Origin of the sequence: Enterobacter sp. SM3 (assembly GCF_009811935.2) — a bacterium.
Taxonomy (GTDB): domain Bacteria; phylum Pseudomonadota; class Gammaproteobacteria; order Enterobacterales; family Enterobacteriaceae; genus Enterobacter; species Enterobacter asburiae_D.
Window position 1 is genome coordinate 771,070 of sequence record NZ_CP099971.1, and the last position, 12,040, is coordinate 783,109.

10 protein-coding genes are annotated in these 12,040 nt (G+C 55.8%); 2 read left to right on the forward strand and 8 right to left on the reverse strand.

All coding sequences use genetic code 11. From position 1 onward, the window contains the following. Window positions 1–58 precede the first annotated feature (58 nt). Complete coding sequence (folA, locus tag GVO84_RS03550; RefSeq protein WP_045907772.1) at window positions 59–538, forward strand: type 3 dihydrofolate reductase; 480 nt, start codon at window positions 59–61, stop codon at window positions 536–538. 81 nt (window positions 539–619) lie between these two features. Here folA and apaH read toward each other — a convergent pair whose 3' ends face one another. Genes apaH through lptD form a run of 6 tightly spaced genes read right to left on the reverse strand, consistent with a single transcriptional unit; the run spans window position 620 to window position 7,343 of the window. Further along, on the reverse strand, window positions 620–1,468 hold the full coding sequence (gene apaH, locus GVO84_RS03555) for a bis(5'-nucleosyl)-tetraphosphatase (symmetrical) ApaH (protein ID WP_159515497.1): 849 nt from the start codon (window positions 1,466–1,468) through the stop codon (window positions 620–622). Window positions 1,469–1,472: 4 nt separating this feature from the next. After that, the gene (gene apaG / locus GVO84_RS03560; protein ID WP_121424998.1) at window positions 1,473–1,850 is read right to left on the reverse strand and encodes a Co2+/Mg2+ efflux protein ApaG; all 378 of its coding nucleotides are present in this window, start codon (window positions 1,848–1,850) and stop codon (window positions 1,473–1,475) included. 3 nt (window positions 1,851–1,853) lie between these two features. After that, complete coding sequence (rsmA, locus tag GVO84_RS03565; protein WP_023310362.1) at window positions 1,854–2,675, reverse strand: 16S rRNA (adenine(1518)-N(6)/adenine(1519)-N(6))-dimethyltransferase RsmA; 822 nt, start codon at window positions 2,673–2,675, stop codon at window positions 1,854–1,856. Further along, the gene (gene pdxA / locus GVO84_RS03570) at window positions 2,672–3,658 is read right to left on the reverse strand and encodes a 4-hydroxythreonine-4-phosphate dehydrogenase PdxA (RefSeq protein ID WP_029740873.1); all 987 of its coding nucleotides are present in this window, start codon (window positions 3,656–3,658) and stop codon (window positions 2,672–2,674) included. Before pdxA ends, rsmA begins: the two co-directional genes overlap by 4 nt. Beyond that, window positions 3,658–4,944, reverse strand: coding sequence for a peptidylprolyl isomerase SurA (gene surA / locus GVO84_RS03575; RefSeq protein WP_159515498.1), 1,287 nt, complete (start codon window positions 4,942–4,944; stop codon window positions 3,658–3,660). Before surA ends, pdxA begins: the two co-directional genes overlap by 1 nt. A 53-nt stretch (window positions 4,945–4,997) precedes the next feature. Continuing rightward, on the reverse strand, window positions 4,998–7,343 hold the full coding sequence (gene lptD / locus GVO84_RS03580; RefSeq protein ID WP_121425000.1) for an LPS assembly protein LptD: 2,346 nt from the start codon (window positions 7,341–7,343) through the stop codon (window positions 4,998–5,000). Between the two features lie 239 nt (window positions 7,344–7,582). Here lptD and djlA point away from each other — a divergent pair, with 239 nt between their 5' ends. Continuing rightward, on the forward strand, window positions 7,583–8,398 hold the full coding sequence (gene djlA, locus GVO84_RS03585; RefSeq protein WP_008502016.1) for a co-chaperone DjlA: 816 nt from the start codon (window positions 7,583–7,585) through the stop codon (window positions 8,396–8,398). 28 nt (window positions 8,399–8,426) lie between these two features. On the opposite strand, the gene rluA is transcribed toward djlA, so the two are convergent. Then, complete coding sequence (rluA, locus tag GVO84_RS03590; protein ID WP_159515499.1) at window positions 8,427–9,086, reverse strand: bifunctional tRNA pseudouridine(32) synthase/23S rRNA pseudouridine(746) synthase RluA; 660 nt, start codon at window positions 9,084–9,086, stop codon at window positions 8,427–8,429. Window positions 9,087–9,098: 12 nt separating this feature from the next. Continuing rightward, entirely contained in the window at window positions 9,099–12,005 is a 2,907-nt protein-coding gene (gene rapA, locus GVO84_RS03595; protein ID WP_159515500.1) for an RNA polymerase-associated protein RapA, read from the reverse strand. Window positions 12,006–12,040: the final 35 nt, after the last annotated feature.

A 12,040-nucleotide genomic window follows, 5' to 3' on the forward strand; every position in this document is an offset into this window, starting at 1 on the left:
ACGAAAGATTAAGCTTTCCGTATAGTGGCGGCAATTTTTTGCATCCGGGAAATTTTCAATGATCAGTCTGATTGCAGCGCTGGCGGTGGACCGCGTTATCGGTATGGAAAATGCCATGCCGTGGAACCTGCCTGCCGATCTCGCATGGTTTAAACGTACTACGTTAAACAAGCCGGTAGTGATGGGCCGCCTGACCTGGGAGTCGATTGGTCGTCCATTGCCGGGCCGTAAGAATATCGTTATCAGCAGCCAGCCGGGTACTGACGATCGCGTCGAATGGGTAAAATCAGTAGACGATGCGATTGCTGCATGTGGCAATGCCGAAGAGATCATGGTGATTGGCGGTGGTCGCGTATATGAGCAGTTCCTGCCAAAAGCGCAGAAGCTGTATCTGACCCACATTGATGCAGAAGTGGAAGGGGATACCCATTTCCCTGACTACGATCCGGACGAGTGGGAATCGGTATTCAGCGAATTCCACGACGCGGATGCACAGAACTCCCACAGCTACTGCTTCGAGATTCTGGAACGTCGTTAAGTGATGTACCCCTCACCCTAACCCTCTCCCCAAAGGGGAGAGGGGACTGTTCGGTGCGGTCTTTTGGGGAGGGGGCAATAGTCAGGAGGCAACGGCCTCACTTTCACCTAAGTCCAGCTGTCGGTTGGACGGCTGCACAAAGTAAGCTTTATCTTCCCAGCGTAAGCAGGTTAACTCTCCGCCCCAGCAGCATCCGGTATCCAGACCGTAAATCCCTTCCGGTGTTCCTTTCCCTTCCAGCGCAGCCCAGTGACCAAAGACCACGCTGTACTCGCTGGTCACCGGTCCCGGAATGGCAAACCACGGTTTCAGCGGGGCGGGCGCGCTTTCCGGCGTCTCTTTGGAATACATGTCCAGCTGTCCGTTCGGGAAGCAGAAGCGCATGCGGGTGAAGGCGTTGGTGATAAAGCGCAGGCGGGCCAGACCGCTGAGTTCTTCGCTCCAGTGGTTCGGCATATCGCCGTACATGGCATCGAGGAAGAAAGGATACGAGTCGCTCGCCAGCACCGCCTCAACGTCACGCGCGCAGATTTTTGCCGTCTCAAGATCCCATTGCGGGGTGATCCCGGCATGCGCCATCACCAGCTTTTTCTCTTCGTCGATCTGCAGCAGGGGCTGACGGCGCAGCCAGTTAATCAGATCGTCCGCGTCCGGCGCTTCCAGCAGTGGGGTGAGGCGATCTTTAGGTTTGTTGCGGCTGATCCCGGCGAAAACCGCCAGCAGATGCAGATCGTGATTACCCAGCACCATGCGCACGCTGTCGCCCAGCGATTTGACGAAACGTAATACTTCAAGGGAGCCGGGGCCACGCGCGACTAAATCGCCCGTCAGCCAGAGCGTGTCCTGTCCTGGCGTAAAGTCGACCTGTTTTAACAATGCGATCAGTTCATCGTAGCAACCGTGAACGTCGCCAATCAGATATGTAGACATTAGATTAATGAATGAATGTGGTTACGGCGAGACGGAACACAGGAATGGCAACGCGGAAATCATTGCCATCGACGTCGACCATTTCATAATGGCCTTGCATGGTACCCATCGGCGTTTCAATCACCGCGCCGCTGGTGTACTGGTACTCTTCGCCAGGGGCGATGTGAGGCTGTTCACCGACCACACCTTCGCCCTGAACTTCGATTTCGCGGCCATTGCCGTTAGTGATAAGCCAGTAGCGCCCGCGCAGCTGCACGGGCATCCGCCCCAGATTGCGAATGGTCACGGTGTAAGCGAAAACAAAACGTTCTTCGTCCGGGGAGGACTGTGATTCAACATAGACGCTTTGTACATGGACACATACGCGGGGCGAATCAATCATGGCTTAACTCTCCTTCGGCGGCGCATTATCGCTGATGTAATTAGCCAGCTTGCAGTACTGCTCTACGGAAATGTTCTCCGCACGCATTGCCGGGTCGATCCCCAGCTCGGCTAACACCTCAACGGTAAACGAATTGCTCAGGCTGTTACGGATCGTTTTACGGCGCTGGTTAAAGGCTTCTGTGGTAATGCGGCTCAGTACGCGCAGATCTTTAACCGGATACGGTTTCGTTTTGTGCGGCACAAGGCGCACAACCGCTGAATCCACTTTCGGTGGTGGTGTGAACGCTGACGGCGGTACTTCGAGTACCGGGATCACGTTGCAGTAATATTGTGCCATCACGCTTAAACGACCATACGCTTTACTGTTCGGGCCTGCAACCAGACGGTTAACAACCTCTTTTTGCAACATGAAGTGCATGTCGGCAATGGCATCAGTATAGCTAAAGAGGTGGAACATGAGCGGCGTGGAGATGTTGTACGGCAGGTTGCCGAAGACGCGCAGCGGCTGGCCCATTTTTTCCGACAGCTCGCCAAAGTTCATGGTCATGGCGTCCTGCTGATAGATGGTCAGCTTCGGCCCGAGGAACGGGTGCGTTTGCAGGCGTGCGGCCAGATCGCGGTCCAGTTCGATGACGGTCAGCTCGTCGAGGCGTTCGCCTACCGGCTCGGTCAGCGCGGCAAGGCCCGGGCCGATTTCGACCATCGCCTGACCTTTTTGCGGATTAATAGCCGAGACAATGCTTTCGATCACGAACTGATCGTTAAGGAAGTTTTGCCCGAAACGTTTACGGGCTAAGTGGCCCTGATGGACTCGATTAGTCATTGAGTATTAACAATCATTTTGATGGCGAGATTAAGCGCCGTAATAAAACTGCCGACATCCGCTTTCCCCTGGCCTGCCAGATCCAGCGCAGTACCGTGGTCAACGGACGTTCGAATAAAGGGTAAACCGAGGGTGATATTCACTCCGCGGCCAAAGCCCTGGTATTTTAGCACGGGCAGGCCCTGATCGTGGTACATCGCGAGCACGGCGTCGGCATTATCCAGGTATTTCGGCTGGAAAAGGGTATCTGCAGGCAGCGGCCCGCTGAGATTCATCCCTTTCGCCCGCATTTCGTTGAGCACCGGAATAATGGTGTCGATCTCTTCGGTGCCCATGTGCCCGCCTTCTCCGGCGTGCGGATTCAGGCCGCAGACCAGCACGTGCGGCTGCGGGATCCCGAATTTCGTCTGCAGATCGTGGTGCAAAATCCCGATGATCTCGCGCAGGAGTTCAGGGGTGATCGCATCAGGAATGGCTTTGATCGGCAGATGGGTGGTCACCAGCGCAACGCGCATCTCCTCCGTCGCCAGCATCATCACCACTTTCGGGCTGTGCGAGCGCTCTTCGAAGAACTCCGTATGCCCGGTAAACGGTATACCCGCTTCGTTGATGACGCCTTTGTGGACGGGGCCAGTGATCAGGGCGGCAAATTCGCCCTTCAGGCAACCGTCGCAGGCGCGCGCCAGGGTTTCAACGACATAATGACCGTTTTCCGTGCTGAGCTGGCCCGGGATGACCGGCGTACGAAGGGGAACTGAAAGAAGGGTGAGCGTACCGGCTTGCTGCGGTGCAGGCTGTTGGCCTTCAACGTAAGGGATGAGCGTTAAAGGCAGACCGAGCAGCGTTGCCCGGTCTTGTAACAGTGTTGCATCGGCGCAGACAACCAGTTCTACCGGCCAGCTGCGCTGGGCGAGCTGGACAACGAGGTCAGGCCCAATCCCGGCGGGTTCGCCGGGCGTGATAACAACACGATGCTGTTTCATTAGTTGCTCAGAATTTTCACGTAAGCACTGGCGCGTTGTTCCTGCATCCAGGTTGCTGCTTCTTCAGAGAACTTACGGTTAAACAGCATACGGTAGGCTCTGTCTTTCTGTGCCGCATCCGTTTTATCAACGTTACGGGTGTCCATCAGCTCGATCAGATGCCAGCCAAACGAAGAGTGGACCGGCGTGCTGATCTGGCCTTTGTTCAGCTTCATCAATGCGTCGCGGAAGGCAGGATCGTAAATATCCGCAGCCGCCCAGCCCAGATCGCCGCCCTGGTTAGCAGAGCCTGGATCCTGAGAGAACTCTTTTGCAGCCTTCGCAAACGAGGTTTTGCCGCTCTTAATGTCTGCTGCGATCTGTTCCAGCTTCGCCCGCGCCTGATCGTCAGTCATGATCGGTGACGGTTTCAGAAGAATGTGGCGAGCGTGAACTTCGGTGACGGAGATATTTTGGCTCTGGCCGCGCAGATCGTTCACCTTCAGAATGTGGAAGCCCACGCCTGAACGGATAGGACCGACGATATCCCCTTTCTTCGCCGTGCTCAGCGCCTGGGCAAAGATGGATGGCAGTTCCTGAATACGTCCCCAGCCCATCTGGCCGCCTTTCAGCGCCTGTTGGTCAGCGGAGTAGGTGATTGCCAGCTTGCCAAAGTCGCCGCCGTTACGCGCCTGTTCAACAATAGAACGCGCCCGACTTTCTGCTTCCGCAGCCTGATCGGACGTTGGGTTCTCCGGCAGTGGGATCAGAATGTGGCTCAGGTTCAGCTCTGTGCTCGCATCGTTCTGGTTACCCACCTGTTTTGCCAGCGCGTCCACTTCCTGAGGCAGGATCGTGACGCGGCGACGCACTTCGTTGTTACGCACTTCCGAAATCAGCATCTCTTTACGGATCTGGTTACGGTAGGTGGCGTAGCTGATGCCGTCATAGGCCAGACGGCTGCGCATCTGGTCTAAAGACATATTGTTCTGCTTCGCGATGTTAGCGATCGCCTGATCGAGCTGCTCGTCAGTGACCTTCACACCCATTTTCTGCCCCATCTGCAGAACGATCTGATCCATGATCAGACGCTCCAGGATCTGGTGGCGCAGCGTGGCGTCATCCGGAAGCTGTTGACCGGCTTCGCCCGAATTGAGCTTCACCGATTTCATCAGACCGTCAACGTCACTTTCAAGCACGACGCCGTTGTTAACCACAGCAGCGACTTTATCAACAACCTGGGGGGCCGCGAAGCTGGTATTCGCAACCATAGCGACACCGAGCAGCAGCGTTTTCCAGTTCTTCATACTTTTTCCATTTCAATTAACCGCAAAGCGGATTACGTTGCAAATCAAGCACATTACAAGGCGCTACTGTACGGCAGAATATTCGAGCGCAGCATTTTCTGCGTACCCAGACCGTAGTTGGAACTCAGGCCGCGTAACTCGAAGTTAAAGCCAATCACGTTATCGTATTTGCTCTGATTGTTTTCCCAGCCGTTAAGCTTACGTTCGTAACCGACACGCAGCGCGTAACAGCAGGAGTTATATTGCAGACCTACCATCTGGTCAGCAGCTTTATTGGCGTTAGTGTCGAAGTAGTACGCGCCTACGATTGACCAGCGGTCGGCGATTGGCCAACTCGCTGCGCCACCCACCTGCGAAATACCGTCTTTATACTGCTCTGCAGTACCATAGTTTGGTAACGTCGCCTGAATATATTCCGGGCTGGCATAACGATAGGTCAACTGCAACATACGATCTTCATCCCGACGATACTCAATGGACGCCGTACTGTTGGCGATATTGTCGAGACGGGTGTCATATTGCACGCCACCGCGCAGACCCCAACGATCGGTCATGCGCCAGTAGGTATCACCAGCCCAAATCAGCGAACCTGTCTTGTTATCTTTCTCCCACTTAATATTGTCATCGCCCGTGCGAGACTCGGTGAAATAGTAGATTTGACCAACAGAAACGTTAAAACGTTCAACGGCAGCGTCATCATAAACGCGTGATGTGACCCCGGTCGTTAACTGGTTCGCTGAGGCGATGCGGTCAAGACCACCGTAGGTACGGTCGCGGAACAGGCCGCTGTAGTCAGATTGCAGTAAAGAGGAGTCGTAGTTATTGATGTTGCTCTGGTCGCGATAAGGCACGTACAGGTACTGCATACGTGGCTCCAGCGTCTGGGTATAGCCATCCGCCAGAAGTCCCATATTGCGTTCGAAGATCAGCTTACCGTCCATTTTGAACTGCGGAAGCGTACGGTTTACGGATTCCTCAAGATGGGCGTTATTGCTGGTATTGTAATCATCAATATTTTTTTGCTGATAGTGTGTCGCCATCAGCTTGGCTTCCGTGTTCAGGCTTGCCCAGTCATTCGACCATGGCAAGTTGATGACGGGCTCCAGGTGAACTCGGGTGGCTTCCGGCATACTGGAATTGGTGTTTACAAAATGCACCGCCTGACCATAAATACGGGTGTCGAACGGACCCACGTCATTCTGGTACCAGTTGACGTCCAGCTGCGGCTCGGCACCATAGGTACTCGCGGTCTGGCTGGAGAACACCTGGAACTGCTTGTTGGTTACCGTCGCATCGAAGTTTTGCACCGCATAGCCAACGCTGAAGATCTGTGTGGCGTAACCGTCGGTGCTTGAACCGTATTTTGACGAGAAATCGTTGAAGTAGTTCGGATCACTGACCTTGGTGTAGTTGACGTTGAAACGCCAGACCTGATCCATCACCCCGGAATGTTGCCAGAAATACATCCAGCGGTGCTTATCACCTTCGGTCGGATGCTCGTCCTGGAAGACTTTATCCGACGGCAGATAATCCAGCTCCATCAGACCCGCACCGGCGTGGGTCAGGTAGCGGAACTCGTTCTCCCACATGATGTTGCCGCGCTTGTGGATATAGTGCGGCGTGATCGTCGCATCCATGTTTGGCGCGATGTTCCAGTAATACGGCAGGTAGAACTCAAAGTAGTTCGTGGTGCTGTATTTGGCATTCGGGATCAGGAAACCGGAGCGACGTTTGTCACCCACGGGAAGCTGCAGATAAGGGCTGTAAAATATCGGTACCGGACCCAGCTTGAAGCGGGCGTTCCAGATCTCTGCGACCTGTTCTTCGCGGTCATGGATAACCTCGCTCCCGACTACGCTCCAGGTATTTGAACCCGGCAGACATGACGTGAACGTACCGTTTTCCAGGATCGTATAGCGGTTTTCACCGCGCTGTTTCATCAGGTCTGCGTCACCGCGCCCCTGGCGACCCACCATCTGGTAATCACCTTCCCAGACGTTAGTATCTTTCGTATTCAGGTTTGACCAGGCTTTCGGACCTTTCAGGATGACCTGATTGTCGTCATAGTGCACATTACCCAGCGCATCCACCGTTCGTACCGGCTCGGCCGCACCTTCCGGCTGCTTCTGGTGCAACTGCACTTCGTCTGCCTGCAGGCGGCTATTGCCCTGGTTAATATCTACATTGCCCGTAAACGTGGCATTGTCAGGGTAAGTCCCTTTCGAACTGTCGGCAGTAATGGTTACCGGCAAGCTATTTGTATCGCCACTCACCAGTGGGCGATTATAACTTGGGACGCCAAGCATACACTGCGAGGCGAGATCGGCCGCCAGCCCCTGTTGACTGTACAGGGCGGTGCCAATCATTGTGGCCAGGAGGGTGGGGATACGTTTTTTCATACGTTGTATTTTATTGTTCCGTCATCAGTGGCTACGGCTTACAAACGCTCAGAGACTATCTTACTCATCTGCGCAGTACCAGCGTTAATCCTGCCCGTTTGCGTGCCAGAGTGTTAGGCTCGCTATCGAATGACGAGTATGATAAAGCAAATTATAGGCGATGTCCTTCAATTGACCGTGACTTGAACACAGTGATGATGACGTTGCGTCGGCCAGGAATATGACTATCCGGGGAGTATATGCAGTATTGGGGTAAAATAATCGGCGTTGCGTTCGCCATCATCATGGGTGCCGGGTTCTGGGGGATTGTGCTTGGGCTTATTATCGGCCATATGTTTGATAAGGCGCGCAGCCGCAAAATGGCCTGGTTTGCCAATCAGCGCGAGCGTCAGTCACTCTTTTTCTCCACCACCTTTGAGGTGATGGGGCACTTAACCAAATCCAAAGGGCGTGTCACAGAAGCCGACATTCAGATTGCCAGCGTCTTTATGGATCGCATGAACCTGCACGGCGACTCCCGTCTGGAAGCGCAAAATGCGTTTCGCATCGGTAAATCGGATAATTATCCGCTTCGCGAAAAAATGCGTCAGTTCCGCAGCATCTGTTTTGGACGTTTTGATTTAATTCGGATGTTTCTGGAAATTCAAATCCAGGCGGCCTTCGCCGACGGTTCGCTTCACCCTAATGAACGTGATGTGCTGTACGTCATTGCGGAAGAGCTGGGCATCTCCCGCATGCAGTTCGACCAGTTCCTGCGCATGATGCAGGGCGGGGCGCAGTTTGGCGGCGGCTATCACCAGCAGTCGTCCGGCGGAGCCTGGCAGCAGGCGCAGCGTGGTCCGACGCTGGAAGATGCCTGCAACGTGCTGGGTGTAAAGCCCTCTGACGATCAGACCACGATTAAACGTGCCTATCGTAAGCTCATGAGCGAGCATCATCCCGACAAACTGGTCGCGAAAGGCCTGCCGCCAGAAATGATGGAGATGGCGAAGCAAAAAGCGCAGGAAATCCAGAAGGCGTACGAGCTCATAAAAGAGAAGAAAGGTTTCAAATAAAAAAAGCCCGACGATGTCGGGCTTTTTTTTAGAAGTCCACCGGGGCTTTAAACGTCATCGCGTTACCGAAGGCCGGATGGGTAATGGTGAGCGTCTGCGCGTGCAGCTGCAGACGTGGCGCTAAGGCCAGCGCTTCAGGCGGTGCGTAAAACCGGTCGCCCAGAATCGGATGACCCAGGGCGAGCATATGCACGCGCAGCTGGTGTGAACGTCCGGTAATCGGCTTAAGCAGGACGCGCGCGGTATTATCCGGCGCGTACTCCAGCACTTCATACTCGGTCTGCGCGGCCTTGCCGGTTTCATAACACACCTTCTGCTTTGGCCGGTTCGGCCAGTCGCAGATCAGCGGTAAATCCACCAGCCCTTCCGCCTGCGCGGGGTGGCCCCAGATGCGGGCGACATACTGTTTTTTCGGCTCGCGCTCGCGGAACTGGCGCTTTAACTCGCGTTCCGCCGCTTTATTCAGCGCCACCACAATCACGCCGCTGGTGGCCATATCCAGGCGATGGACTGACTCCGCCTGCGGATAATCGCGCTGAATGCGCGTCATCACGCTATCTTTGTGCTCGTCCAGACGCCCCGGCACGGACAACAGGCCGCTGGGCTTGTTGACCACCATAATGTGTTCATCCTGATACAGAATGACCAGCCAGGGATCCTGCGGCGGATTGTAAGGCTCCATCACCATTTTGCGCTCCGTTTACTGATGCGTCACAACGATAAGACGCAGGGCATCCAGACGCCAGCTCGCCTGATTCAGGCTTTCCAGCACCTGCTGACGGTTGCTTTCAATCGCCGACAGCTCGTCGTCACGGATGTTCGGGTTGACGGCTTTTAACGCTTCCAGACGGGACAGCTCCGCAGAGAGTTTCTCGTCGGCTTCGCTGCGCGCGGCGTCAATCAGCGCTCTGGCCGCATTTTCAATCTGGGTTTCGCCCAGTTGCAGAATAGCGTGCACATCCTGCTGTACCGCGTTCACCAGCTTGCTGCCCGTATGGCGGTTTACCGCGCTCAGCTGTCGGTTGAAACTCTCGAATTCAACCTGTCCCGCCAGGTTAGTGCCGTTTTTGTCCAGCAGCAGGCGGACCGGCGTTGGCGGCAGGAAGCGGGTGAGCTGCAGCTGTTTCGGCGCCTGCGCTTCCACAACGTAGATCAGCTCTACCAGTAGGGTGCCCACCGGCAGCGCCTTGTTTTTCAACAGGGAGATGGTGCTGCTGCCTGTATCGCCGGAGAGGATCAGGTCCAGACCGTTGCGGATCAGCGGGTGTTCCCAGGTGATAAACTGGGCATCTTCGCGGGACAGCGCCACGTCACGCTCAAAGGTGATGGTACAGCCATCTTCCGGCAGGCCCGGGAAATCCGGAACCAGCATGTGATCGGACGGGGTCAGGACAATCAGGTTCTCGCCGCGATCGTCCTGGTTGATGCCGACGATGTCGAACAGGTTCATGGAGAAGCTTATCAGGCTGGTGTCATCATCTTGCTCTTCAATGCTCTCGGCAAGCGCCTGCGCTTTTTCACCGCCGTTGGAGTGGATCTCCAGCAGGCGGTCGCGGCCCTGCTCCAGCTGCGCTTTCAGCGCATCGTGCTTCTCACGGCAGGACTTGATCAGCTCATCAAACCCTTCCGTGTTTTCCGGCGCGGCCAGGTAGCCGATCAGATCGCCATGCACTTGATCATAAATGGTGCGGCCCGTCGGGCAGGTATGTTCAAACGCGTCCAGACCTTCGTGGAACCAGCGCACCAGCACGGACTGGGCGGTTTTTTCCAGGTAAGGAACGTGGATCTGAATATCATGCGCCTGACCGATACGATCCAGACGGCCAATACGCTGCTCCAGCAGATCCGGGTTAAACGGCAGATCGAACATCACCAGGTTGCTGGCGAACTGGAAGTTACGGCCTTCAGAGCCGATTTCCGAGCACAGCAGAACCTGTGCGCCGCTGTCCTCTTCTCCGAACCACGCCGCGGCGCGGTCGCGCTCGACGATGGACATGCCTTCGTGGAACACGGCGGCACGAATACCTTCGCGCTCGCGCAGGACCTGCTCCAGCTGCAGCGCAGTGGCCGCTTTGGCGCAGATCACCAGCACTTTCTGGGAGCGGTGCGCGGTCAGATAGCCCATCAGCCACTCCACGCGCGGATCGAAGTTCCACCAGGTGCCGGTATCGCCTTCAAATTCCTGGTAGATTTGTTCCGGATAAAGCATGTCGCGGGCGCGCTCTTCCTGAGTTTTGCGCGCACCCATAATGCCGGAGACTTTAATCGCCGTCTGATACTGCGTCGGCAGCGGGAGCTTGATGGTGTGCAGCTCGCGTTTCGGGAAGCCTTTGACGCCGTTACGGGTGTTTCGGAACAGCACGCGACTGGTGCCGTGGCGGTCCATCAGCATGTCGATCAGCTCTTTACGCGCGGATTCCGCGTTGTCGCTTTCGCTGTTCGCAGCCTGCAAAAGCGGCTCGATGTCCTGCTCGCCAATCAGATCGCTCAGGGTGTTGAGTTCGTCATTTGACAGACGCTTGCCCGCCAGCAGCATAGCGACGGCATCCGCGACCGGACGGTAGTTATTCTGTTCTTCCACGAACTGCGCAAAATCGTGGAAACGGTTTGGATCGAGCAGGCGCAAGCGGGCGAAGTGGCTTTCCAGACCCAGCTGCTCCGGCGTTGCGGTCAGCAGCAGAACGCCAGGCACGCGCTCGGCAAGCTGCTCGATAGCCATGTATTCGCGGCTCGGCGCGTCTTCGCTCCAGACCAGATGGTGCGCTTCGTCAACGACCATAATGTCCCACTCGGCATCGCACAGGTGCTCAAGGCGCTGCTTGCTGCGGCGCACGAAGTCCAGGGAGCAAATGACCAGCTGCTCGGTTTCAAACGGGTTGTCGGCGTCGTGCTGCGCTTCGGCATAGCGCTCGTCATCGAACAGGGAGAAACGCAGGTTAAAGCGGCGCAGCATCTCAACCAGCCACTGGTGCTGCAGGGTTTCTGGCACCACAATCAGCACGCGTTCGGCAGCGCCGGAAAGCAGCTGTTGATGCAGGATCATGCCCGCTTCGATGGTTTTACCCAGACCCACTTCATCTGCCAGCAGCACGCGCGGCGCGTGGCGACGGCCCACGTCATGGGCAATGTTCAGCTGGTGGGGGATCAGGCTGGTGCGCTGGCCGCGCAGGCCGCTCCACGGCATGCGGTACTGTTCACTCTGGAACTTACGCGCGCGATAGCGCAGGGAGAAGCGATCCATACGGTCGATTTGCCCGGCAAACAGGCGGTCCTGTGGCTTACTGAACACCAGCTTGCTGTCGAGCAGCACTTCGCGCAGGACGACATTGGTCTCGTCGGTGTCCAGACGAGTCCCGATGTAGGCGAGCAGTCCATTCTCTTCTTTTACGTCTTCAATCTTGAGCTGCCAGCCGTCATGGCTGGTCACGGTGTCACCCGGATTAAACATCACGCGGGTTACAGGGGAGTCATTGCGAGCGTACAGACGGTTTTCACCGGTGGCAGGGAAGAGGAGGGTAACCATACGCGTATCGATAGCTACGACGGTTCCTAATCCAAGTTCGCTTTCTGTATCGCTGATCCAGCGTTGACCAAGTGTAAAAGGCATAGTTGTTCGGCTCTAATCTTTAATTGCAGGCAATA